The sequence below is a fragment of the Lentzea sp. CA-135723 genome (assembly GCF_050936595.1).
Classification (GTDB): domain Bacteria; phylum Actinomycetota; class Actinomycetes; order Mycobacteriales; family Pseudonocardiaceae; genus Lentzea.
On sequence record NZ_JBNJMK010000001.1, the window covers coordinates 3,670,223 to 3,694,222 of the forward strand.

A 24,000-nucleotide genomic window follows, 5' to 3' on the forward strand; every position below is an offset into this window, starting at 1 on the left:
GTGTCCTGCTCGCGCGTGCTCGTGATGTGGTTGACGGGTCACCATCACTAGCTCCTGTCCTGCAGCGCCCGGCGGATCGTGTGCATCGCCTTGTACAGCCGGGACTTGACGGTTCCTTCCGGGACTCCCAGAACGTGCGCGGCCTCCTTCACCGTTCGTCCCATGACATACGTTTCGTAGATTGCCGACCGGTGTTCGTCACTCAATTGGCGCACCACGTCGGTTATGACCATTACCGAAAGTGTCTGTTCCGTGTCGTCCGGGGATTCGGCGATGTCCGGCCGCAACAATTCCACTTCCTGCGGGCGCGCCTGCCTGCTCCGCCATCCGTCGATCACAATGCGACGAGCCACAGTACAAAGCCAGCCGCGCAACATACCGGGTTCCCGGACGAGATGCGCGGAGTTCTGCCAAGCCCTGATCAACGTCTCCTGAACGACGTCTTCCGTCCACTGGCGGTCGTAGTTGGTCAGGCACAGGACCTGCGAGAACAACATCCTCTGGAACTGCCCGTAGAGCAACGTGAGCAATTCTTCGTCCTGATGGGCTTGTGCGACCTTGCCCTGATCACCCATGAAGCTGACGACCTCCCCAGATATCGGCGACGTTCGCTTCGGGCGGCAGACCTAGCGACTCGGTGGCCGAGCGTGGAATCGAGGGGAATCCTACATCGTGAACACGAAAACCTCTCGGGTACGTAAATTCAGCCCGAATGGTTCGCCAACAGCCATGTGATCCACATCACATGCATATTCGAACGCACCCGTGAACTCAGACCTCACCAGCGCGTATCACCTTTGAAGGCAGCTCGATCGCGGGGAGGAACGGGCACTATGCGTCACCAGTTGGGCACGCTGGGACAGCAGGCAGCACTGTTTGCCATCCTGTCAGCCGTATTTCTGGGAGCTTTCATCGGAGCCGTCCCGGCCAATGCGCAATCGACGGACGTGCAGCCGTCGGATCGTTCGTTCATGGTGTCTCTGCGCCAAGCGAACTCTTGGTTGGTACCGGTGAGCAAAGAGGCTCCGGCACGCACGACGAATGCGGCGATGGGCAACGCGGGGCGCGACATCTTCGAGGGACACTCACGACTCGACGTCGATCTTCTGAAATCCGCGGAAGGACTCGGTGTGGTCCTGCCGAACGACGTCAGCAGTGAACACCAGTCACTCATCAACGAGATGGCGGAACGCACCGGGGACAACCATGATCGCGCCTACGCGACGATCGTCCGGCAGACCCAGGGCGGTCTTCTGGTGATGGCCGTGCAAACGCGCGCGACAACGCAGAACACCACAATTCGCACGCTCGCCCACCAGACCGTGCAAATGCTGGTGCGCACCATGACGACCCTGGAGAACACCGGCAAGGCCGACCCGTCCGCATTCGATCTGGTGACGGCCAAGGCACAGGTGAACGCGGTCCGCGTGATCGGGCAGAACATCGAACCGTCGGATCGGGAACTGCTCGTTCTGCTCACCCAGCACTCGTTGTGGCAGAAACCGGCGAGCCGCGAGAGCTCCGACCGCGCCCGCGAGGCGAAGGTCCGCAAGGTGGCGGGCCAGCTCGCCGCCGAGCACACGCAGCTGACCGCGACGGTCGCGGAGGCGGCCCGGCAGATCGGGGTGGACCTCCCGTCCGAGCCGACGACGGAGCAGAAGTCGTGGGCGACGGCCATCTCGGCGAGCTCCGGCGAGGAGCTCGACAGCATGTACGCGAACCTGTCCCGCGCCGCGGACGGCTCGCTCATCATGCGGGTCGCCCAGGCGCGGGCCACGACGAGGAACGTCGCGGCGCGCACCGCCGCGCAGACCGCGCTGACCCTGCTCCTCAAGCACATGCTCCTGCTGGAGAGCACCGGCCTGGTGAAGGCGAACTCGCTGCTGATGACCGACATCCCGACCATCGCGCAGCCCAAGCCGAACAGCAGCCCGGCACCTCAGCCCGACGACTCGTCCACGAGCGTCGGCTTCCTCACCGGCATCGCCGTCCTGGTGGTGGCCGCCGCCGGCACCCTCTGGCTGGTCCGGGCCGTAGGACACCACGGCGAACACCGGCGCTGATACATCGGCGTCACCCCGGGCACTGATATATCGGATGCCGCCCTCGCCAACCGATATATCAGTGCCCGGGGTTCACACCAGCGGTGTCGACGAGGTCGACGACGTGCGCCTCGGTCGGGTCGACGGCCTCCCACTTGCCGGCGAGCCGGTCGATGACGGCGGCCGGCACCGGTTCCGGACGGGCCCTGTTGCGTGCGTGGATCACGTTCTTCGGCGCTTCGAGCCCGACGAGCGTGATCCGTGCCCGGTAGTCGGCGGCGAGGCCGATGCAGCGTTCGCGCATCTGCTGGGAGATGTTGGTCGCGTTCCACACGAACCGCTCCCCTGCCCGCAGCAGCACACGGGCCTCTTCGAACGCGGCGGCGGTAACGGCTCGTTGGTCGCCATCGGGCGTGACGCCGAGACGGAGACGCACGGCATCAAGACTGACCACGCGCCATCCGGGGCGGTGGGTGGCGATCCAGTGTCCTTGCCGACGCCCGGCAGTCCGGACAGGACCGTCACCTCGACGCGCGTGTCGTCGTAGGCGGCGTACGACGGATCACGGCCGGGCGTGCGGAAGTACTGGAAGCGCGCGTGGTCGGACGGGAACTCGCGCGGCCGGTCCAGGCACGCGCGTTCGCGGCAGTACTCCTCGAACAGCGCGATGTTCTCCAGCACCGCGCCGGCGTCGAAACAGACGCGGCCGAGGATGTCGGCGCGGGCGAGGGTCGCGAGGTCGTCGTTGCGCGCGAGCAGGCTCACCCGGAACGCGATGCGGTCGAGGTCCGGTCGTTCGAGCGCCCAGAACGGCACCTGGTGGTGGCGGATCAGCGCGGCGACGTGCTCGCGCCACGCGATCGGGCGGCCCATCTCCCACAACACGTTGCGGGCCAGCAGGTCCCCGGCACGCGAGTGGCCGTGCGCGGTGACACGGCCGTCCGTGATCTGGGTGCGGAACGGCTTTGCGGCGTCGTGCAGCAGCACCGTCGCGAACAACCGCACACGGTCTTCCGGGAGTCGCGCGCGCCATTCGGGCAACGACGCCAAGGCCTCGCACGCCATGCGGGTATGTATCGCGACGTCACCCTCGGCGTGGTGCACAGGGTCTTGCGGCACGCCTTCGAGAGCGCGCACCCACGGAAACGCCTCGCGCACGGCGTCCCAGTCGAGGGTCCACTGCGGACCGGTCGGGCAGAGCCGTTCGAACACGGGTTGCTCAACCACGGGCCACCACCAGATTCGGCAGGATCGGGCGGTCCTGCCAGTGGCTGCCCGAGTCCAGCACGGCGGTGAGGAACGTCGGCCGCACCCACTTGTAGCGCTCGACCGTGCGCCCGCCCTCCTCCACCTTGATGTAGAGGCCTTCCATGTCGTCGTCGGAATCCGTCTCCGCGACAACGACTTCCGGGTCCTGCCCCAGCGCACGGGCCGAGGACACCAACGCGTCACGCCACGACGAGGTCCGGCACGTCGACGGGCCGAGCAGCGCGGTCAGGTCCTTCAGCCGGCGCAGCGAACCCTCGTGGAGCACCGGCACGGACACCACCGGCGTCCCGGCGAGCACGCGGCGGCGTTCCGGTGTGGACAGGAACTCGCCCGACTCCCGGTCGAGCAGGTCGAACTCGCAGAAGTGGTGCGGCAGCGCGTCGTAGAACACGGTGTGCTTGGCGTAGAGCCATTCCCCGTACAGCACGTACCGCGTGCCGAGCCGTTCCCACAGCACGCTCTGGTGCGTCGCGGCCCACGCCTTCAACGGCGCGAACTGCCGTTCCCGCGGCCCGCCCGCCAGGAAGTGACCGCGCGACTGGAGCCGCAGCACGCCACCGGAGTCGAAGCTGATGCCCGCGTTGGCGCCGTCGAGCTTCTCCTCGACGACGAGGTGCCGCCCCGCGATCGCGCGGAACGGCACCTGACCGAGGTCCTCGTCGCCCGGCTGCAGGCGCGAGCCCTCCAGATGGGGCGTTCGCGGGTACTTGCGCAACATGCCCCGATTTGTAACCCGCCCGCACGCTCGCGGGCGAACGGTTTACGCCTGCCCGATGAACGCCGCCTTGGACGAGTTGAACGTCGGCTCGAACACGAGCTGCATCTCCCCCGGCTGCGCGCCCACCGCGTACGCGACGTGGAACGTGTAGGTCTTGCCCGGCAGCACCGTCGCCGAGTCGTACGTGCTGTCGCAGCCGCCACTGGTGTCGATCACCATCTCGGCCTTCTGGCCGTTGAACTGCGCGTCGGTGCCGATCGACATCAGCGCGGTCTCGAACGCGGCGGTCGTGCCGTTGGTGATGGTGATCTCGAACCTCACCGCGCGGGCGATGTCCGACGGGATCGAGAACTGGCCCGGCTGGCACGCGACCGGCGCGGCGACGTCGACCGCGAGGCCGTTGTCCCACGTGAAGCGCTTGCCCCAGGTCGGGTTCTGCACCGGCGCGTCCTGCTTCGCGGGCTCGCCGGGGGTGCCGACCTGGCCCTGGTTCGTGTCGCCGCCGAGGATCTTGTCCAGTTCCTCGACCGCGGCCTGCTGCGCCACCATCGTCAGCACGATCGCCACGACGCAGAGCACGACGCCGATCGCCGCGAGCACCTTGCGCGTGCCGAACAACGCGACGACGCCGAGCACGACACCGACGAACGCGGCGATCGCGGTGAGGTTGTTGAAGAAGATGAGCCACGAGCTGAGAATGCCGACGATTCCGAGGATCACCGCGGTCCAGGCGAGCGCGCCGAACCGGGCGGGCTTCGGCGGGGCGACCGGAGGCGGGGCGTAGACGGGCGGCGGGTAGGTCATCACGGCTCCTGGCGGTTGCGATGTGTGACCACGACGTCGATTGGTCCGCTTCGACTGTTAGCTCCACCTGGCTCCGTCACCCGATCGAGTTACGTAGCGGCCAGTCAGCCGACTCCCGAAGGTAGTTGATCGACTACGATCCGTACATGGCTCGACGACTCGTCGCAACCCTGCTCACCGCGATCACCGCCCTCGGCGTCACGACCACTCCCGCTCAGGCCGCCGACTTCACCGGCGCGGTGAAGCTGAACAACTGCTCGGGGTCGCTCGTCCGCCTGCCCGGCTCGACCCAGACCGACCAGGCGCTCGTGCTCACGAACGGCCACTGCGTCGAGCTGATGAAGCCGGGAGCGGTGCTCACCGGCGTCCCCGCGAACCGGGACTTCAAGCTGCTCGACGGATCCGGCAAGGAGCTCGCGACGCTGAAGAGCACCGAGATCGTGTACGCGACGATGACCGGCACCGACGCCGCGCTCTACCGGCTCGACCAGACCTACCAGCAGATCCAGCGGAAGCACGGTGGCCGCGCACTCGAGCTGTCGGCGTCGCGGCCCGTCGCCCAGTCGGAGATCCGGATCGTCTCCGGCTACTGGACGAAGATCTACTCGTGTCAGGTCGACGCCGTCGTCCACCAGGTCAGGGAAGCGAAGTGGACCTGGCAGGACTCGCTGCGCTACACCCGGCCGTGCGACACCATCGGCGGCACGTCCGGCTCACCGATCGTCGACGCCGCGAGCGGCAAGGTCGTCGGTGTCAACAACACCGGCAACGAGAGCGGCGGCCGTTGCACGATGAACAACCCGTGCGAGGTCGACACCGCCGGAGAGATCACCGTCCGCAAGGGCATCGGCTACGGCCAGCAGACCGCCGGCCTCGTCGCCTGCTTCGGTCCCGGCTCCGCGCTCGACCTCACCCTGCCCGGCTGCGCGGTCGCGAAACCCCAGTAGACACGGGGAAACCGGGACGCCCCTGCCCGCGTCCCGGCTTCCCCGTCCTTCGCACCGGTCCGGCGACCTACCGCGCGGCGCGCACGATCAGGTCGGCCACGGTGTCCGGGTGCGACACGGCCACCGAGTGCGACGCGTTCTTGACCTCGACCAGCTCACGGGCGTGGGCGCGCTCGGCCATCCACTTGGTCGCGGCGAGCGGGATGTTCTTGTCCTTGCCCGCCACCAGGAAGTACGACGGGATGGTCTTCCACGCGGGCTCGCCGGCCGCCTCGGTCAGCGCGGTGTCGTTGATCGGGCGCTGGGTCGCCGCCGCGATCGTCGCGTCCTTGCGGGACACGTCGGCCGCGAACTGCTGCCAGTACCTGTCCTGCGCGATCACCAGGTCGTTGGTGCCGTCGCCGAGCGGGATCGGCCGCACCGCGTCCCCGAGGCTGCTGCCGGGGAACTTGTTGGTCAGGCCGAGCGCGCTCTCGCCCTTCTCCGGCGCGAACGCCGCGATGTAGACGAGCGACTTCACGTTCTTGTTGCCGACCGCCGCTGCCGACTGGACCATGCCGCCGTAGGAGTGCCCGGCGAGGACGATCGGCCCCTCGATCGAGGCCAGCACCTGCTTCAGGTAGTTCGCGTCACCGCTCACCGACCGCAGCGGGTTCGCCACCGCCACCACCGGGAAACCCTTGCGCTGCAAGCGGTCCACCACGCCGTTCCAGCTGGAGGCGTCGGCGAACGCACCGTGCACCAGCACGACCGTGGGCTTCTTCGCGCCGTGCTTCTCAGCGGTCTCGTCGGCCGCACCCGCGGAAGACGGCACCACGGCGCCCAGAGCCAGCAGCGTTCCCAGAACCGCGATCACCTTGCGCACTCGCATTGCTCTCTCACTCTCTCGTCAGGCACCTTGGCGGTGTCGCATCGTGCTCGATTAGGTCGTGCACGATGAAAGTTACCCGACGAGTTACCTCGCGCGCGATGTGTTTCAGCTCACCAAGGGGAGCTCACGAACCAGAGGTGACGGACTAGCGCTCCGCACCGTGCTTCACGCGGTGCAACGCCTTGCGCAGCACGGTGATCTCCTCGATGGTCATGCCGAGGGCCTTGCCGAGCTGGGTCGTCATCTCGGCGCCGATCCACCGCAGGTCACGGCCCTTGTCCGTGAGCTGGACGAGCACCGAGCGCTCGTCGTCGGGGTGCGTGACGCGCACCAGCAGGCCGCTCTTCTCCAGCCGCTTGATCAACGGCGAGAGCGTGCTGTACTCCAGGTCGAGCTCCTGGACGAGCTCCCGGATCGGCCGCGAGTCCCGCTCCCACAGCAGCAGCATCACCAGGAACTGCGGGTAGGTGATGCCCGCCTTGTCGAGGATCGGCCGGTAGAAGCCGGTGACCGCTCGCGACGTCGTGTAGAGGTCGAAGCAGAGCAGGTCGGAGACCGTGGGGGTCACCGCGGACGACGTGTCGGGAGTGGTGCTCACGTCAACCAGATTACTCGCGGTAGCGCCGGACCTGGTGCTACCGCGAACGCCGCCCCGCTGACGCCCGCGCAAGCCACGACCACGAACGGTCCACGCCGGCACGCGAGCCATAACAGCGGGCGGCCACGATCACGAACCGCGAGCCGCCACCACGAGCGATCCACGGCATGCAAAACACGTCCGCAAGCCAGGACCACGAGCAGCCCACGACACGTCGGCCACCACCAGCCCACGCCAGCCATGAGCGTTCCACGCCAGCCACCACATGCCGCTCACAGCACGCGAGCCACCAGCGGTCCACGCCAGCCCGCAAGCCACAACCGCGAGCGGCCGCCACCACGAAACGCGAGCCACCACCACGAGCAGCCCCTCGCCGGCGCGCGAGCCGCGGCCGGCTACGACCAGGGCTCGTCCAGCGCCGACGCCTCGTCGCCCGCGTCCCGCAGCTCGTCGCGCACCACGCGGTAAGCCAGGCCTTCCGCGTATCCCTTGCGCGCCAACGCACCCACGAGGCGGCGGATCTTCGTCGTCTCGTCCACGCCGGAGAGGGTGCGCAGCCGTTTGCGGACGAGCTCGCGGGCGCGTTCTTCCTCGGCCTCGCCGTCGACCGCGGCGACGGCCTCGGCCACCACCTCGTCCGCCACGCCCTTGCGGCGCAGTTCCATGGCGAGGGCGCGGCGGCCCAGGCCGTTGTACGTGTGCCGGGACCGCACCCACATCTCGGCGAACTGCGCGTCGTCGATCAGGCCGGCGCGGTCGAACTTGCCGAGCACGACCTCGGCGGCACCGGCGCTGATTCCCTTGCGCAGCAGGGCGTCGTGCAGCTCCTGCCGGGAGCGGGCCCTGGCGGTGAGCAGCGCGTAGCAGATGTCCCGCGCCTTGCGCTGCTCCTCAGCCTCGTCCAAACCCCACTACCTCTTAGAACTCGACGGGCGCGGCCGGGGCCGCCTCTTCGGCGTCGAGGGTGGCGCCGATGCCGAGCTTGTCCTTGATGCGCTTCTCGACCTCGTTGGCGATGTCCGGGTTGTCCAGCAGGAACTTGCGGGCGTTCTCCTTGCCCTGGCCCAGCTGGTCGCCCTCGTAGGTGTACCAGGCACCGGACTTGCGCAGGATGCCCTGGTCGACGCCCATGTCGATGAGCGAGCCCTCGCGGGAGACGCCCTTGCCGTAGAGGATGTCGAACTCGGCCTGCTTGAACGGCGGCGCGACCTTGTTCTTCACGACCTTGACCCTGGTGCGGTTGCCGACGGGCTCGCCGCCGTCCTTCAGGGTCTCGATGCGGCGCACGTCCAGACGCACGGAGGCGTAGAACTTCAGCGCCTTACCACCGGTCGTGGTCTCCGGGGAGCCGAACATCACGCCGATCTTCTCGCGCAGCTGGTTGATGAAGATCGCGGTCGTGCCGGACGCGCTGAGCGCACCGGTGATCTTGCGCAGCGCCTGGCTCATCAGGCGGGCCTGCAGACCGACGTGGTTGTCACCCATCTCGCCCTCGATCTCGGCGCGCGGCACGAGAGCGGCGACCGAGTCGATGACGAGGATGTCGAGCGCGCCGGAGCGGACCAGCATGTCCGCGATCTCGAGCGCCTGCTCACCGGTGTCGGGCTGGGAGACCAGCAGCGCGTCGGTGTCGACGCCCAGCCGCTTCGCGTACTCCGGGTCGAGGGCGTGCTCCGCGTCGATGAACGCGGCGATGCCGCCGGCCTTCTGGGCGTTCGCGACGGCGTGCAGGGCGACGGTGGTCTTACCGGAGGACTCAGGACCGTAGATCTCGACGACGCGACCCTTCGGCAGACCGCCGATGCCGAGCGCCACGTCCAGCGCGATCGCGCCGGTCGGGATCACCTCGATCGGGGCACGGCCCTCTTCGCCGAGGCGCATCACGGAGCCCTTGCCGAACTGCTTGTCGATCTGCGCCAGGGCCAGCTCGAGCGCTTTGTCCCGGTCGGGTGCTGCGGGTGCCATCTTGGGTCCACCTTTTGTCGTCTGCCGTTGCTTCGTCATGTTGGACCTGACGCTACTGGCGGGGTCTGACAATTCTGCGAAGCCGGGGGTCGCGGCCACTGTAGCCGAACACGTGTTCGAGCACACGTGACACTCCGAACCGGCTGTTCAACGACGATTTTCGGGAACTTCGAACGCCTCGCAGACCGCGACCCAGATCTCCTTCGCGCCGATCCCGGCCTCCAGCGCCTGGTCCGCGGTGCGGCCGCCGAGCGCCGACAGGACGTGGTCGCGGGCGATCATCTCGGCCCTGACCTGGCCGAACTCCCCCGCCATGAGTTTGCGGAACATGGTGATGCGCACCGGCAGACCCTAACGAACGGGCCTGCGCAGCGAGGTCAGCAGGCACACGACGAGCAGCGGCAGCGCGGTGAACCCGACGATCAGCCCGAGCACCGCGTAGGACCACGCCGTCACGACGATGCCGGACACCGCTCCCCCGATGGCGCCGCCGGCGTTCATCACCAGATCGGACAGGCCCTGCGCGGCGGGGCGGTCCTCGACCCGCACGGACTCCGTCAGCAACGCCGACCCGGCCACCAGCCCCGCCGACCAGCCGAACCCGAGCAGCGCGAGGCCCGCGGCGAGCTGCGGCGCGTCGTGCGAGGGCGCCATCCCGGCGACCCCGGAGGCCGCCACCACCAGCGACGCGCCGATCGCGAGCACCGGCACGCGGCCGATCCGGTCGGCCAGCCACCCGAACAGCGGACTGGCGGCGTACATGGCGGCGACGTGCAGGCTGATCACGACGCCGACGACGCGCAACGAAGACCCGGCGTGGTTCATGTGCACCGGGGTCATCGACATCAGCCCGACCATCGCGGTGTGGCACAACATCACACCAACGAGTGCAAGTCGTGCCATGGGATTGAGTGATCCCCAGATCTTCAGGCCACCGGGAGTAGCGCTGGAGCCCCCGGCGCAGTGAGCAGGTTCAACCGGTCGTGTGCTCTTCACGACGACCAGCGGGTCCGGCCGCAGTCCGAACTGGATCACCAGCACGGCGGCGCCGAGCACGACGGCCGCGAGCAGGAACGGCCCCACGCCCGCCGGAAGTCCCAGCGCGCCCGCCGCACGTCCGGCGGGGTCGGCGAGGTTCGGGCCGATGACCGCGCCGATCATGGCGGCCCACACCACTCTCGAGAGCTCCCGCGCACGGCGGTGTGGATGCGCCAGATCCGTTGCGGCGTAACGGGCCGCGTAGTTCGCGCTGGACGCCCCTCCGAAGAGCAGCAGGCCCACCAGCAGCACCTGCCACAGGCCGAGGCCCACGGCGACGGCGGCGATCACCGCGCCGAGCGCGCCCATGCCGTAGCCGAGGACGAGCGCGGGACGGCGCCCGCTCCGTTGCGCGAGCCGGGCACCGGGCAGGGCGAGCAGCGCGGCACCGGCCACGGCCGCGGTCTGCGCGAGTCCGCCGACGGCCTCGGACCCGGAGAGCGACGCGGCGATCAGCGTGCTGAACGCGAGGCCGATCGTCACCGCCGCCGACCCCAGCACCTGGGTGCCGGTCAGCACGCGGACGACCTTGCGCTGCACGCGTTCGACCTGCGGCGCGACGGTCACCATGATCACGATCGTGGCACGGCCGGGCCTCGCGCCGACAGGTCCATCAGGGGCGGTTACTCGCCCGGCTGCACCGACTTCTCGAAGAAATCGGCCATTTCGTCCGGCTTGAGCTCGTCGGCGTTCTCCTCGGCGTTCTTGGTGAGGATGCCGAACATGGGGCGGTCCTTGGCCCTGAACACGAGCACGCCGGTGCCGCTGGAGGTGGCCGCGCGGTAGTCGCCCTGCAGGCCGTTGCCGGTCCAGTCGGCCTCGACGCGGTCGGTCTGGAACGACTTGGCGATGGCTTCGGCGTTGTTCTCGGCGCCCGTGACGCTGTCGGTGAGGATGTACTGCACCGCGTAGCCGTCGCGGATCGTGCAGCTCACGACGGTGCCCTTGATCTCCTCCATGCCGGTGATCTGCGCGGAGTCGGCCTTCTCGCAGCCACCACCGTCGGGCACGTGGCCGGCGAGCTGGCGCAGGCACTTGGTGAAGCCCTGGTCGTCCTGCGAGACGTCGTCCTTGCACTCGTCGGCGCTCGGCAGGCTCGGGCCGGACAGCGCGACGGTCGCGCCGATGACGGCCGCCACCGCGACGACGGCGGCACCGACGCCGATGAAGATCTTCTTGTTGTCCTTCTTGGGCGCTTGCTGCTGAGGGAAGTTCGCGGGGTAGCTGCTGCTGGTGTTCGGGTTCACCGGGTACGGGCCGGTGACCGGGTAGCCGCCGCTGGGCGGGTACGACCCGCTGGGGTAGGAACCACTCGGGTAGGAACCGCTCGGGTACGAGCCGCTGACGTTCGGGTTCACCGGGTGCGGCCCGGTCACGGCGGGGCTGACCGGCGCGGTCACGACCGTGGGCGGTTCGACGAACTTGGGCTTGTCGTCCTCGGCCTTGAGCGTGATCATCTCGCGGTCCACGACAAGCGCGCCGGACGCGACGATCGTCTCCGGGTGGTCGGGGTTGGTCGGGACGATGCCGACCTTCTCCGCGATCATCTGCGCGACCAGCGGCATCCGGCAGGACCCGCCGACGAGGTAGACGTGCTCCGGCGTGACACCCGCCTTGCGGACCGCGGAGATCAGGACCTCGGTGGTGCGGATGAGGCTCGACCTGACCAGCGCCTCCAGTTCGGCGCGGGTGATGACGACCTTCTCGAACGGCTCCGGCATCAGCACCTCGACCTGAGGCAGCTCGGAGAGGTCCTCCTTGGCCAGGCGCAGCTCCTCGCGCAGGCCCAGGCGCGCGCGGTGGTCGTCCACAGTGGTGGGACGCAGCAGCCGCTGCCAGCCGGCCGGGTCCTTGTGCGACACCATGCGGCCGATGTGCTCCAGCAGCGCCTGGTCGATGTCGAGACCGCCGACGTCGCTGAGGCTGCCGTCGGCGAGGATGCGGTGCTGGGCGTCGAGCACGGACACGTCGAACGTGTCGGCGCCGAAGTCGTAGACGGCGAGGGGGCGGCCGCCGCCGAGCGAGGCCACCGCGATGGCCTCGGGCACCGGCACGAGCTCGCCGGTCATGCCCGCGAGCCTGGCCGACGACAGCAGCTTGTTGCGCCTGCTCGGGCCCCACTCGGCCGGGTGCGTCAGGCGGATCTCGTCGAGGTGCTCGCCCTTGAGCAGCGCCGTGACGGCCTCCATCACGCGCGCGTAGATGGCCGCGAGCGCGTCGTTGACCGGGAGGTTCCGCTCACCGATCTTGAACGTCGCCTTGTCGATGTGGCGCTTGGGGTTCGCCTCGTAGCGCGACGGGTCCTCGCGCGAGCGCCGCTCCGCTTCCCGGCCGACGCGCAGGGAGCCGTCCTCGTCGAGGTAGACGGACGAGGGCATCGTCGGCCCGCCGTCCACCTCCACCACACCGTGGTCGGACAGCACCGCAACCGTGTTGGCGGTGCCCAGGTCGACGGACAGGACGCGCACCGTGCTCCCCTCGCAGGACGTACGGGGTGATCGTGCCACAGCGGCCTGTGCCGGGTGCTCGGACCTGCGTAATCAGAAATTGTCGGACCCCGGCGTCATGATGGTCGCCATGGACGTGATGGAGGCATTCTCACCGGCGACCAGGCAGTGGTTCGCCGGGGCCTTCGCCGCGCCAACCCAGGCGCAGACAGGGGCGTGGGCGGCCGCGGCGGCGGGCGAGCACGCGCTGGTCATCGCCCCGACGGGCTCGGGCAAGACGCTGGCGGCGTTCCTGTGGGCGCTCGACCGGCTGGCGTCGGCCGGTCCCGCCGGCGAGCCGAAGCGGCGGTGCCGGGTGCTGTACGTGTCGCCGTTGAAGGCGCTGGCGGTGGACGTCGAACGCAACCTGCGCGCGCCGCTGACCGGGATCAGGCAGGCCTCGCAGCGGCTGGGGCTCGCGGAGCCGTCGATCACGGTCGGCATGCGCACGGGCGACACGTCGCCGGAGGAACGCAGGGCGTTCGGGCGCACCCCGCCGGACGTGCTGGTGACGACGCCGGAGTCGTTGTTCCTGCTGCTCACGTCGTCGGCGCGGGAGTCGTTGCGGGGCGTGGAGACGGTGATCGTCGACGAGGTGCACGCGGTGGCGGGCACCAAGCGCGGCGCGCACCTCGCGTTGTCACTCGAACGGCTGGACGCGCTGCTGGAGCGCCCGGCGCAGCGGATCGGGCTGTCCGCGACGGTGCGGCCGGTCGAGGAGATCAGCACGTTCCTGTCCGGCGGGCGGCCGATCACGGTCGTGCAGCCGAAGACGCCGAAGACCATCCAGGTCGAGGTGGAGGTACCGGTCGAGGACATGGCGCTGCTCGGCCAGCCGACGGGCGAGGTGTCGGGGTCGGCCGCCGGCGCCGAGCAGCGCACGTCCATCTGGCCGTCGGTCGAGGCTCGGGTGCTGGAGCTGGTGCGGGCGCACCGGTCGACGATCGTGTTCGCGAACTCGCGGCGGCTCGCGGAACGGCTGACCGCGCGCCTGAACGAGCTCGCGGAAGAGACCGCCGAGCTGGAGTCGTTCCCCGCCGAGGCGATCGGGCAGTCGGGGATGACGGTGCAGAAGACGGCGTCCGTCGCCCGCGCGCACCACGGGTCGATGTCGCGTGAGCAGCGCACGGCCGTGGAAGAGGACCTGAAGTCGGGCCGGTTGCCGTGCGTGGTGGCCACGTCGTCGCTGGAGCTCGGCATCGACATGGGCTCGGTCGACCTGGTGGTGCAGGTCGAGGCGCCGCCGTCGGTCGCCTCCGGTCTGCAGCGCGTCGGCCGCGCCGGGCACCAGGTGGGCGCGGTGTCGCGGGGCGTGATGTTCCCGAAGTTCCGGGGCGATCTGGTGTCGTGCGCGGTGGTGGCGGAACGGATGCGCGACGGCGCGATCGAGGCCGTGAAGTTCCCGCGCAACCCGCTCGACGTGCTGGCGCAGCACGTCGTCGCGATGGTGGCGATGGAGTCGTGGCCGGTCGCCGACCTGACGGCGCTGGTGCGGCGGGCGGCGCCGTTCGCCGGGCTGCCGGACTCGGCGATGGACGCGGTGCTCGACATGCTGTCGGGGCGGTACCCGTCCGAGGAGTTCGGCGAGCTGCGGCCGCGGATCACCTGGGACCGGGTGAACTCCGAGCTGCGCGGCAGGCCGGGGTCGCAGCGGCTGGCGGTCACGTCCGGGGGCACGATCCCCGACCGGGGGCTGTTCGCGGTCATGACGCCCGCCTCGGAGAACGGCCCGGGTTCGCGGGTCGGCGAGCTCGACGAGGAGATGGTCTACGAGTCCCGCGTCGGCGACACGTTCCTGCTGGGCACGTCGTCGTGGCGGGTCGAGGACATCACGCACGACCGGGTGATCGTGGTGCCCGCGCCGGGGCAGCCCGCGCGGATGCCGTTCTGGAAGGGCGACGCGCCGGGCCGTCCGCTGGAGCTCGGCCGGGCGATGGGGAAGTTCCTGCGCGAAGTGTCCACGATGGAGGACGCGGCGGCGCGGGAGCGGGCCACGTCCGCCGGGCTGGACGAGTGGGCGACGGACAACCTGCTCGCGTACCTGGGCGAGCAGCGGGAGGCGACCCGGCACGTCCCGAACGACAGGACCGTGCTGGTGGAGCGGTTCCGCGACGAGCTGGGCGACTGGCGGCTCGTCGTGCACTCGCCGTTCGGCGCGCAGGTGAACGCGCCGTGGGCGTTGGCGATCGCGGCCCGGTTGCGGGAGAAGCGCGGGGTCGAGGTGCAGGCGGCGCACTCCGACGACGGCATCGTGCTGCGGCTGCCGGACGCGCTGGACTACGAGGGCGTGGAGGTGACGGCGAGCGCCGAGGACGTGCTGCTCGACCCGGACGAGGTCGAGCAGATCGTGGTCGCGGAGGTGGGCGGCTCGGCGTTGTTCGCGGCCCGGTTCCGCGAGTGCGCGGCCCGGTCGTTGCTGCTGCCCCGCCGCGATCCGCGCCGGCGCACGCCGTTGTGGCAGCAGCGGCAGCGGTCGGCGCAGCTGCTGTCGGTGGCCTCGAAGTACGAGCGTTTCCCGGTGGTGCTGGAGGCGATGCGCGAGTGCCTGCAGGACGTCTACGACGTGCCGGGCCTGCGCGAGCTGATGGCGGACGTCCGCGCGCGGCGGGTGCGGGTGGTCGAGGTGGAGACGAAGTCGCCGTCGCCGTTCGCGCGCAGCCTGCTCTTCGGGTACGTCGGCATGTTCCTCTACGAGCTCGACGCGCCGCTGGCCGAACGCCGCGCGGCCGCGTTGTCGCTCGACTCGACGCTGCTCGCGGAGCTCCTGGGTTCGGAGGCGATCCGCGAGCTGCTCGACCCGGACGTGGTGGCCGAGGTCGAACGCGCCCTGCAGCGGCTGAGCGAGGACCGGCGCCCCCGGCACGCAGAGGACACCGCGGACCTGTTGCGGTTCCTGGGAGATCTCTCCGACGCCGAGGCGCTGGAGCGGGGCGTCCCGCGCGAGTGGCTGGACGAGCTGCTGGCGCAGCGGCGTGCGATCCGGGTGCGCATCGCGGGCGAGGAACGCACGATCGCGATCGAGGACGCGGGCCGGGTCCGCGACGCGTTGGGCGTGGCCCTTCCCGTGGGTGTGCCCGAGGCGTTCACGGAGCCGGTGGCGGACCCGCTGGGCGACCTGCTGAGCCGCTACTCCCGCACGCACGGCCCGTTCCCCGCCTCGGAACCGGCCGCCCGCTTCGGCCTGGGCGTCGCCGTGGTGACGGCGGTGCTGGAACGGATGGCGGCGACCGGCCGCCTGGTGCGCGGCGAACTGCGCCCCGGCGGCACGCACACCGAGTACTGCGACGCGGACGTCCTGCGCCGCCTGCGCCGGGCCTCGCTGGCGTTGCTGCGCTCCGAGGTGGAGCCGGTGGAACCCGCGGCGCTGGGGCGGTTCCTGCCGCAGTGGCACGGCCTGGGCCGCCGCCTGCGCTCGGCCCCGACGATCGACGACGTCTTCTCGGTGGTGGAACAGCTGGCGGGCGCCCCGCTCCCGGCGAGCGCGCTGGAGTCCCTGCTCATGCCGTCCCGCCTGCCCGGCTACTACCCGGCGCTGCTGGACGAGCTGACGGCGTCCGGCGAGGTGACCTGGACCGGCTGCGGCGCCCTGAGCGGCGGCGACGGCTGGATCGCGCTGGCCCCCACCGACGTGGCCGACCTGCTGCTGCCGGACCTGGTGCCGGAGTCCGTCCCGGAGTCCCCGCTGCACACCGCCGTCCTGGAGGCCCTGGCGGGCGGCGCCCTGTTCTTCCGCCAGGTCGTGGACCGCGCCTCGGCGTCCGTGGCGTGCACGGACGCCGAGGTCGTCGGCACCCTCTGGGACCTGGTGTGGGCGGGCCTGATCACCAACGACACCCTGTCCCCGTTGCGGGCCCTGGTCTCCGGCGGTGGCGCGGCCCACAAACCCCGCCGCGCCACTCCCCGGGGCCGTTACGCCCGCCTGCGAGCCGCCCGCCCGGACATGCCGTCCCGCACGGGCCCGCCCACCGCCGCGGGCCGCTGGTCCCTGGCCGTGGTCCCGGCCCAGGACCCGACCCGCCGAGCCCACGCCAGAGCGGAGGCCTTCCTGGAACGCCACGGCGTCCTGACCAGGGGCGCCCTCGACACCGAACGGGTGACAGGCGGCTTCAGCGGCGTCTACAAGGTCCTGCGCGCCATGGAGGAGTCCGGTCAGGTGATCCGCGGCTACGTGGTCGAGGGTCTGGGCGCGGCCCAGTTCGCGGCCCGAGGCGCGGTGGACCGCATGCGAGCCCTCTCCCGCCCGCCGGGCCAGCAACCCCCGTCGGACCAGCAGGCCGTGGTCCTGGCCGCGGCCGACCCGGCCCAGCCCTACGGAGCCGCGCTCCCCTGGCCGCCGCCGCTGGGCGAGGGCAAGCACAGGCCGGCCCGCAAGGCAGGCGCGCTGGCCGTGCTGGTCGACGGCACACCGGCGCTCTACGTGGAGAGAGGAGGCAAGTCCCTGCTGTCGTTCACCGACGACGAGCCCGTCCTCCGCATCGCCGCGAACGCCCTGAGCCGGGCGGTCCGCGACGGCTGGCTGGGCCAGCTCGCCGTCCAGCGGGCCGACGGAGAGGTGGCCTTGACCTCGCACCTGGCCACGGTGCTGCAGGAGGCGGGCTTCCGGGCCACGCCCAAGGGCTTGCGCCTCCGAGCGTGACATCTGGGGCATGACGTCTGAGGGCGTGACGTCAGGGCGTGCGTGTTCGCTCACGCATTCCTTGCCACAGCGCCGTTTCGTGCCGCGCCCTCTCCCCCGGTGCTACGCCGGGAACAGCGAGCTGTAGGCGTTCAGCGCCGGCTGGCCGCCCAGATGTGCGTAGAGGACGGTGGAGTCGCGGCCGATCTCCCCCGACGACACGAGGTGGATGAGCCCCGCCAGAGACTTCCCCTCGTAGACCGGGTCGGTGATCATGCCTTCGAGGCTCGCGCCGAGGCGCATGGCGTCCACGGTGGACTCGTCGGCGATGCCGTAGGTGCCGGCGTGGAAGCGGTCGTCGAGGAGGATGTCCTCTTCGGACACCGCGACCTCGCGGAGCTTGGCGGTGTTGTGGGCGATGCGGGTGATCTGGGCGAGGGTCTCGGCCGGCTTGGCGGAGGCGTCGATGCCGAGCACGCGGCGGCCGGTCTCGCCGGCGAAGCCCGCGACCATGCCCGCCTGGGTGCTGCCGGTGACGGAGCAGACGACGATCGTGTCGAAGTAGACGCCGAGCTGCGCTTCCTGCCGGCGGACCTCGTCGGCCCAGTTCGCGAAGCCCATGCCGCCCAGCGGGTGGTCGGAGGCGCCGGCCGGGATCGGGTAGGGCTTGCCGCCGTTGGCGCGGACCTCCTCGATCGCCTGTTCCCAGGCGGGTTTGACGCCGATGCCGAACTCGGCGCTGACCAGCCGGACGTCGGCTCCCATCATGCGGCTGAGCAGGATGTTGCCCACCCGGTCGCTGCCGGTGTCGGTCCAGTCGACCCAGCTCTCCTGCACCAGCACGGCTTTCAGACCGGCGCGGGCCGCGGCGGCCGCGACCTGGCGGGTGTGGTTGGACTGGATGCCGCCGATGGACACGAGGGTGTCGCAGCCGGTGGCGAGGGCGTCGGCGACGAGGTACTCGAGCTTGCGGGTCTTGTTGCCGCCGTAGGCGAGGCCGGAGTTGCAGTCCTCGCGCTTCGCCCAGACCGCGGCGCCGCCGAGGTGGGAGGTCAGGCGGTCGAGGCGGTGGACCGGCGAGGGCCCGAAGAGCAACGGGAATCTGTTCACAGTTCCTCCTTCAGCGTGCTCCAGTTCTGGTCGGCCAAGGTCGCGGCCCGCAGGTCGTCGCCCTTCTCGCAGGCCTCGATGATCTGCTCGTGCTGCGTCACGGAGTGGCGCGCGTTCGGCGAGGAGAAGCGGCTGTGCTCGAGCCGGCGCACCAGCGGGGTGTAGCGGTCGATGGTCGCGGTGATCGCGAAGTTGTCGCAGCAGCGGACGGCGACGGCGTGGAAGTCGTCGTCGGCGGCCAGCGCGGCGGTGGCGTCGTCGGCGTCGAGCGCCTTCTTGAAGGCCTTGTTCGCGGCACGCATCGCGGCGATGTCGTCGGCCGTCATCTTCGGCACCGCGATGCCGATGGCGAGGGAGTGCATGGACTGCACGACGACGAGGGCGTCGCGCACGGGTTCGGCCTCCAGCGCGGTGACCCTCGTGTACGCGTGCGGCTTGGTCTCGACCAGGCCCTCGTCGGTCAGCGTGGCGAGCGCCTCGCGCACCGGGGTGCGGGACAGGCCGAGCTTCTCGGCGAGCTCGACGTCCTTGATCGGCGTGCCCGGTTCCAGGTCGCCGCGCACGATGGCCGTGCGGATCTCCGCCGCCGCCCGCTCCTTCAGTGACCCATATCCAATATATTGCATATTGGTGAGAGTAGGGGCGGGACCCGGTGATCGCAACAACGAGCCCCCTGGCCAGGAAGCGGCTCGGGGGCTCGGGTGACGCAGGGAAGGTCGGCCGTCAGGGAAGGTCAGGCGACGGGGAAGACCAGCCGACGGGCAGGGTCAGACGACGGGCAGGGTCCGGCCGAGGACGGCGAACGGGCGCGGGTCGCCGGTGAACTGGTAGTGGCGCAGCACGTCGACGAAGCCGACACGGCGGTAGAGCTTCCACGCCTTGCTCGGGCCTTCCGGCGTGGAGAGCAGCACGCGGGAGGACGGCACGCCCTCCATCAGGCGGCGCAGCAGGTCCTCGCCGAGGCCGCGGCCCTGGGCGCGCGGCAGCACGTGCAGCTCGGTGAGCTCGAAGTAGTCGGTGAGCCAGTCCTCGACGACGGGCGGCGGCGACACCTGCATGAGGCCGCGCCGCACCTGCTCGTGCCACCACTGACCGGACGCGCCCCGGTAGCCGTAGCCGATGCCGACGAGCTCGTCCTGCTCCCCCAGCGCGACGACGCAGCGCCAGTCCTCGCGCATCATGTGCGCGAGCCACATCGGGGCGCGCTGCTCGACGGTGCCGGGCGGGTAGTTCATGGCCGTCACGTACAGGGCGAGGGCCTCGCCCAGCCGCACGTTCAGCTCCTGCGCGGTGAACTCGACGATGCGCTCCAGGCGCGGCGACGCCGTCATGCCGGCACCTCCCCGGGAACAGACGCAGAACCGGACGCGGCATCGGACCCCTCAGCGGACACGACGGCCACGCGGCCGCCGGTCAGTTCGACGAGGTCCGCGAACGTCGTGGGGTAGACGGCGTGCGGATGCCCTGCGGCGGCCCAGATCTCGACATAGCCGGAGAGGGACTCGTCGACGAGGGTCTCGATCGGCGCCGGGTGCCCGACCGGCGAGACGCCGCCGATCACCTGGCCCGTGTGCTCGCGGACGAACTCGGGGTCGGCGCGCTTGACGGCGTCCGCGCCCACGAGCGCGGCGACCAGCGACGTGTCCGCGCGGTGCGCGCCCGACGTCAGCACGAGCAACGGGGCGGCCTCGCCGTCGCGCACGGCGGCGAAGACCAGGCTGTTCGCGATCGCGCCCGCCTGCACGCCCACCGCCTGCGCCGCGGCCGCCGCTGTCCGCACGGCGTCCGGCAGCACGACGATGCGTTCGGCGGTGGCGGGCGGCAGGGCTTCCGCGACCTTGCGGATTCCGGGGTGTTCGAGCGCACTCACGTCTCCATCAGACCACGACTCGCGCCCACGTGGTGGGGCGGGTTGAGGAATCCATCGGCCGGGAGCTACGCTGAGGGGGACTCGAACATGTGTTCGAGTCTCACCATGCCTCGGAGGTGGGGTGGGGGAAGCACCCCACCTCCGAGAGCCGCCGGCTTCCCCTCGGCGGTGACGTCGTTCGCCGACGCCACGAGGAGGCCGAGATGACAGCCGAACCAACGAATCCGGCAGCCTTCCCAGTCCCCGTCCCGATTCCACTGCCCGTACCGAGGCCGGAACCACTACCCCTGTCGTTGCCGCCGGCGTCCGCGCTGGCCCTGCTGCGACAGGCCCACGACTCGCTCGCCGAGGCGGAGAGCACGCCGGAGCCGTCCGAGCGGTTCGCGACCGCCTACCTCGCCGCGTTGCGCGCCGCCGCCGCGGTGCTCGCGTTGCGCGGACGGCCTCATCGCGGGCGTTCCCGGCCGACCAGCGCGTGGGTGCTGCTCACGGCGATCGCACCCGAACTGGGTGAGTGGGCGGCTTTCTTCGCGTCGTGGTCGTCCACGCGGGCCGCCGTGCTCGCGGGGATCACCAGGCACGTCGACGCGCGCACGGCCGACGACCTGGTGCGCCAGACCGCTCAGTTCGTGGCGCTCGTCGACCGCGTGATGAGCGAGGCACGAAGGTGAACCACCTGGAAGTTCTGCGGCGCGAGGCGGAACTGCTGTCCATGTCCGCGCTCGGCCAGCCGCCGCACAAGGGCGTGCCGGCCTGTCCGGGGCTGAACCTCGGGGAGACCGTGCGGCACGTCGGCGGCGGTTACCGCTGGGCGCTGGCGTGGATGGACCTCGGCCGCGAGCCAGAGGCCGGCGAGTGGCAGGACCACCCGGAACCCGGCGGCGACCCGCTGGAGTTCATGCGGTCGGGCGCGCAGGCCGTGATCGCGCGGCTCGAAGCGCACGACGAGGACGAGCCGTGCGCGACGTGGTGGCCGCAACAGCAGAACCACGGGTTCTGGCGGCGGCGGCTCGCGCACGAGACGACGTTGCACCGCATGGACGTCCAGGGCGCCGCGGGCATGGAGGTCGGTGCCGTCGCCGACGAGGTGGCGGTCGACGGCGTCGACGAGGTGCTCACGTTGTGGCTCGGCCACAAGCTGGACGTGCTCGGGGTGCTGGGGTCGCGAGACAGCCTCGTCACGATCCAGGTCGAGGATCACCTGTGGCTCACGCGCTGCGGTCCGCAGGGCGCGTCGGCGTGGCGGGTGGTCGACCCGGAGGACGCGCACGTCGCGGACGCGCAGGTGTCGGCGAGCCCGATGACGATGTACCGCTGGTTGTGGGGGCGGTTGCCCGACCGGCTGGTCGAGACGATCGGCGACCACGACGCGGTCGCGCAGCTGTGGGCGCTACTGCGGCTCGCGACCAAGTGACACCGACGCCGTCTCCCCGCCCGTTGCCGAGATCAGCCGGTAACGGGCGCGGCGGCCGTCGAAGTCCAGCAGTGCCACGGAGTTCCCGAAGTGCGGGCCGCTGGTCTTGCGCCAGTGCACCAGGTCCTCCGGCACGCCCACGAACGTCGCGAGGCGGCGGAAGACCTTCGAGGCCGGGCGGGACCACGACAGCCGGAACCCCGGCCGGAGGATCTTCGGCGCCTCGTTGTGGATCGGCGAGCAGACGAGCTGCGCGACGACCGCCTTGGTGGGACTGGCGAACTCGGCCTCGGCGACGTAGCTGTGGTGGACGTCGCCGGAGAGCACGCACACCGTCGCGGCGCCGTTGTTCCCGGCCTTCTCGATCATGCGGGAGAGCCGGTCGAACGACGCGCGGAACGCGGGCCAGTGCTCCAGGTCGACGGCCTGCCGGATCTTCTCGGCGGCCCAGCCCTGCCAGCCGGGTTTCTGCGCGCCGATCTCGTTGATGGACTGGAGGTGGCTGAGCGCGTGCGGCATCAGCCACGGCAGCGACGAGCCGATCAGCAGGTGGTCGTACTCGTCGTCGTGCTCGGTGTTGCGTTCGATCCAGGCGAACTCGTCGTCGCTGACCATCTGCCGCGCGCCCTCGTCGAGGATGCGGCCGCAGCGCGTGTCGACCATGAGCAGCCGGGCCCTGCCGAAGTCGCGGCGGAAGCTCCACCACGTCGACTTGTGGCCGTCGACCTCCTTGTCGGCGGCCTCGGCGAACTCCTCCAGCATCGGCAGCACGTCCGTGTCCTGGGCCTTCACCTTGGCGTACAAGGGATCCTTCGCCAGCTCGGCCGGGCTGAGGTTGCCCAGGTGCTGGTAGACCCAGTAGGAGGCGATGGCGCCGCGGACCCTGTCCTTCCACCACGGCTTGTCGGCCATCTGCTTGCGCCACGTCTCCGAGGTGTTCCAGTCGTCGCGCACGTCGTGGTCGTCGAAGATCATCGCGGTGGGCACGACCGACAGCAGCCAGCGGATCTCCGGGTCGCCCCAGGTCTCGTGGTAGAGCCGGGCGTACTCACCGAAGTGGACGACCTCGCCGTCGGGTTCCTCCGTGCCGTCGCGGCGCTTCTTCAGCCACTGCTTGGTGTCTTCGGTGGGTTCGTCGGCGTAGACCTGGTCGCCCAGCAGGATCATGGCCTGCGGCCACTCCTGTTCTGGAGTCTTCATCAGCCGTTGCGCGAACGCGTCGAGCGCGTCGGGCCCGAGCGGCTGGGTGGGCGCGGCGCGGCACGACCCGAAGGCGATCCGGCGGACCTCGCCGGTGCGGATGACGGGTTTCGGGAACTCGCTGTCAGGTTCCGGCCAGACGAGGTCGCCGTCGAGCCTGACCTCGTACTCGGTGCGCGGCCCCAGTTCTTCCAGCCGTACCAGGGCGAAGTGCTGAGCACCCGCCTGGAACGTCCGCGCCGTGCGTCCGTTGACGTCCACCTCGCACGAGGTGTCGGCCTCGACCCACACCGTCGCGGACGTTGAGTCGACATGCCTCAGGAGGGGTCCGAGCACCAGCTTCGCCACGCGCGAGACAGTACCCTCGCACGCGTGGAAATCACGTTCGAGTCGGCGGATCCCTCCGCGCTGGCCGCGTTCTGGTCCGAGTTCGCCGGCGACGAGATCGAGCTGACGTTCGTGTGGAGCGACGCTCCGAAGATCGAGAAGAACCGGGTGCACATCGACCTGGCCTCGTCGACACCCGAACACCAGGCGGACATCGTCGCGCGGGCGCTCAAGCTCGGCGCCGAACACGCGGACGTCGGCCAGGCCGACGTGCCCTGGGTGGTGCTGCGCGACCCGCAGGGCAACGAGTTCTGCGTCCTCGAACCCCGCCCCGAGTACCCCGGCGTGATCGCGGCCGTCGTCGTCGACTCGCCCGACCCGCGGGCGTCGGCCGAGGCGACCGGCCACCCGGTGGTGCGCGACGGCGACGGGTTCGCGTCGGTGCGGCCAGAGCCCGGCCCGTGGCTCGAGTTCGTGCGGACCGACGATCCGGAGCCGATCACGAACCGGGTGCGCGTCCGCTACGCCGATCCTGCGTGACGCCCGGAAGCGATCCCGCGACAGCCGGTCAAGGTCGACAGGGCGTACCCGGAGGTCGCCCGAGAGCTCAACGCCGAGGTGGGCGGCACCGGCAAGGGCTACAGCCTCGCGCAGTGCCTGGCTCATCAGCTGTCGCAGCGGATCAAGAGCGGCGGCGGTGCCCATCCGGTCGATCCGCCTGCGGAC

At 70.5% G+C, this 24,000-nt stretch carries 22 protein-coding genes and 1 pseudogene; 6 read left to right on the forward strand and 17 right to left on the reverse strand.

Features of this window, described 5'->3' with window-relative positions:
- Nucleotides 1-47: 47 nt before the first annotated feature.
- Complete coding sequence (locus ACQEU1_RS16005; protein WP_394621751.1) at nucleotides 48-575, reverse strand: sigma-70 family RNA polymerase sigma factor; 528 nt, start codon at nucleotides 573-575, stop codon at nucleotides 48-50.
- 258 nt (nucleotides 576-833) lie between these two features.
- Between ACQEU1_RS16005 and ACQEU1_RS16010 the strand changes: the two genes are divergently transcribed.
- Nucleotides 834-2,063, forward strand: coding sequence for a DUF4142 domain-containing protein (locus tag ACQEU1_RS16010; RefSeq protein ID WP_433201588.1), 1,230 nt, complete (start codon nucleotides 834-836; stop codon nucleotides 2,061-2,063).
- 58 nt (nucleotides 2,064-2,121) lie between these two features.
- Here the strand turns inward: ACQEU1_RS16010 and ACQEU1_RS16015 are convergent, their stop codons facing one another.
- The 4 genes and pseudogenes from ACQEU1_RS16015 to ACQEU1_RS16030 all read right to left on the reverse strand — a co-directional run bounded on the left by ACQEU1_RS16015 (nucleotide 2,122) and on the right by ACQEU1_RS16030 (nucleotide 4,833).
- Entirely contained in the window at nucleotides 2,122-2,496 is a 375-nt protein-coding gene (locus ACQEU1_RS16015; RefSeq protein ID WP_433201591.1) for an AAA family ATPase, read from the reverse strand.
- 332 nt (nucleotides 2,497-2,828) lie between these two features.
- Nucleotides 2,829-3,269 (reverse strand): annotated as a pseudogene (locus ACQEU1_RS16020) (HD domain-containing protein); the annotation flags it as partial.
- Nucleotides 3,262-4,029: an RNA ligase family protein gene (locus ACQEU1_RS16025; protein ID WP_433201594.1), complete on the reverse strand. Its 768-nt coding sequence runs from the start codon at nucleotides 4,027-4,029 to the stop codon at nucleotides 3,262-3,264. The gene ACQEU1_RS16025 and the pseudogene ACQEU1_RS16020, both read right to left, overlap by 8 nt.
- Before the next feature lie 42 nt (nucleotides 4,030-4,071).
- Complete coding sequence (locus ACQEU1_RS16030) at nucleotides 4,072-4,833, reverse strand: hypothetical protein (protein WP_433201597.1); 762 nt, start codon at nucleotides 4,831-4,833, stop codon at nucleotides 4,072-4,074.
- A gap of 146 nt (nucleotides 4,834-4,979) precedes the next feature.
- Between ACQEU1_RS16030 and ACQEU1_RS16035 the strand changes: the two genes are divergently transcribed.
- On the forward strand, nucleotides 4,980-5,780 hold the full coding sequence (locus tag ACQEU1_RS16035) for a S1 family peptidase (protein WP_433201600.1): 801 nt from the start codon (nucleotides 4,980-4,982) through the stop codon (nucleotides 5,778-5,780).
- A gap of 67 nt (nucleotides 5,781-5,847) precedes the next feature.
- On the opposite strand, the gene ACQEU1_RS16040 is transcribed toward ACQEU1_RS16035, so the two are convergent.
- The 7 genes from ACQEU1_RS16040 to ACQEU1_RS16070 form a co-directional block, all read right to left on the reverse strand.
- Nucleotides 5,848-6,651: an alpha/beta fold hydrolase gene (locus ACQEU1_RS16040; RefSeq protein ID WP_433201603.1), complete on the reverse strand. Its 804-nt coding sequence runs from the start codon at nucleotides 6,649-6,651 to the stop codon at nucleotides 5,848-5,850.
- A 145-nt stretch (nucleotides 6,652-6,796) separates the two neighbouring features.
- Nucleotides 6,797-7,249, reverse strand: a complete 453-nt coding sequence (locus ACQEU1_RS16045) for a MarR family winged helix-turn-helix transcriptional regulator (protein WP_433201606.1) — start codon at nucleotides 7,247-7,249, stop codon at nucleotides 6,797-6,799.
- Nucleotides 7,250-7,644: 395 nt separating this feature from the next.
- Nucleotides 7,645-8,154, reverse strand: a complete 510-nt coding sequence (locus ACQEU1_RS16050) for a regulatory protein RecX (protein ID WP_382439782.1) — start codon at nucleotides 8,152-8,154, stop codon at nucleotides 7,645-7,647.
- Nucleotides 8,155-8,167: 13 nt separating this feature from the next.
- A complete protein-coding gene (recA, locus tag ACQEU1_RS16055) occupies nucleotides 8,168-9,214 on the reverse strand; it encodes a recombinase RecA (RefSeq protein WP_433201609.1) in 1,047 nt (348 codons plus the stop codon).
- 147 nt (nucleotides 9,215-9,361) lie between these two features.
- A complete protein-coding gene (locus ACQEU1_RS16060; protein WP_433201612.1) occupies nucleotides 9,362-9,556 on the reverse strand; it encodes a DUF3046 domain-containing protein in 195 nt (64 codons plus the stop codon).
- 9 nt (nucleotides 9,557-9,565) lie between these two features.
- Nucleotides 9,566-10,822, reverse strand: a complete 1,257-nt coding sequence (locus ACQEU1_RS16065; protein WP_433201615.1) for an MFS transporter — start codon at nucleotides 10,820-10,822, stop codon at nucleotides 9,566-9,568.
- Nucleotides 10,823-10,875: 53 nt separating this feature from the next.
- Nucleotides 10,876-12,720, reverse strand: coding sequence for an Hsp70 family protein (locus ACQEU1_RS16070; protein ID WP_433201618.1), 1,845 nt, complete (start codon nucleotides 12,718-12,720; stop codon nucleotides 10,876-10,878).
- Between the two features lie 109 nt (nucleotides 12,721-12,829).
- On the opposite strand from ACQEU1_RS16070, the gene ACQEU1_RS16075 reads away from it, so the two are divergent.
- On the forward strand, nucleotides 12,830-17,374 hold the full coding sequence (locus ACQEU1_RS16075) for an ATP-dependent helicase (protein WP_433201621.1): 4,545 nt from the start codon (nucleotides 12,830-12,832) through the stop codon (nucleotides 17,372-17,374).
- Between the two features lie 102 nt (nucleotides 17,375-17,476).
- On the opposite strand, the gene ACQEU1_RS16080 is transcribed toward ACQEU1_RS16075, so the two are convergent.
- From ACQEU1_RS16080 to ACQEU1_RS16095, 4 genes are all read right to left on the reverse strand, one after another.
- Nucleotides 17,477-18,463: a 1-aminocyclopropane-1-carboxylate deaminase gene (locus ACQEU1_RS16080; RefSeq protein WP_433201624.1), complete on the reverse strand. Its 987-nt coding sequence runs from the start codon at nucleotides 18,461-18,463 to the stop codon at nucleotides 17,477-17,479.
- Nucleotides 18,460-19,089, reverse strand: a complete 630-nt coding sequence (locus ACQEU1_RS16085) for a GntR family transcriptional regulator (protein WP_433201627.1) — start codon at nucleotides 19,087-19,089, stop codon at nucleotides 18,460-18,462. The genes ACQEU1_RS16080 and ACQEU1_RS16085 overlap by 4 nt, the downstream gene beginning before the upstream one ends.
- 141 nt (nucleotides 19,090-19,230) lie before the next feature.
- Nucleotides 19,231-19,794, reverse strand: coding sequence for a GNAT family N-acetyltransferase (locus tag ACQEU1_RS16090; RefSeq protein WP_433201630.1), 564 nt, complete (start codon nucleotides 19,792-19,794; stop codon nucleotides 19,231-19,233).
- Nucleotides 19,791-20,333, reverse strand: a complete 543-nt coding sequence (locus tag ACQEU1_RS16095) for a YbaK/EbsC family protein (protein ID WP_433201633.1) — start codon at nucleotides 20,331-20,333, stop codon at nucleotides 19,791-19,793. Before ACQEU1_RS16095 ends, ACQEU1_RS16090 begins: the two co-directional genes overlap by 4 nt.
- Nucleotides 20,334-20,536: 203 nt before the next feature.
- Here ACQEU1_RS16095 and ACQEU1_RS16100 point away from each other — a divergent pair, with 203 nt between their 5' ends.
- Together ACQEU1_RS16100 and ACQEU1_RS16105 are read left to right on the forward strand one after the other, a co-directional pair.
- Nucleotides 20,537-21,004, forward strand: a complete 468-nt coding sequence (locus tag ACQEU1_RS16100) for an SAV_6107 family HEPN domain-containing protein (protein WP_433201636.1) — start codon at nucleotides 20,537-20,539, stop codon at nucleotides 21,002-21,004.
- Complete coding sequence (locus ACQEU1_RS16105; protein ID WP_433201639.1) at nucleotides 21,001-21,747, forward strand: maleylpyruvate isomerase N-terminal domain-containing protein; 747 nt, start codon at nucleotides 21,001-21,003, stop codon at nucleotides 21,745-21,747. Before ACQEU1_RS16100 ends, ACQEU1_RS16105 begins: the two co-directional genes overlap by 4 nt.
- Here the strand turns inward: ACQEU1_RS16105 and ACQEU1_RS16110 are convergent.
- Entirely contained in the window at nucleotides 21,724-23,295 is a 1,572-nt protein-coding gene (locus ACQEU1_RS16110; RefSeq protein WP_433201642.1) for an alkaline phosphatase D family protein, read from the reverse strand. The genes ACQEU1_RS16105 and ACQEU1_RS16110 overlap by 24 nt on opposite strands.
- A gap of 24 nt (nucleotides 23,296-23,319) precedes the next feature.
- Here ACQEU1_RS16110 and ACQEU1_RS16115 point away from each other — a divergent pair, with 24 nt between their 5' ends.
- Complete coding sequence (locus tag ACQEU1_RS16115; RefSeq protein WP_433201645.1) at nucleotides 23,320-23,814, forward strand: VOC family protein; 495 nt, start codon at nucleotides 23,320-23,322, stop codon at nucleotides 23,812-23,814.
- Nucleotides 23,815-24,000: the final 186 nt, after the last annotated feature.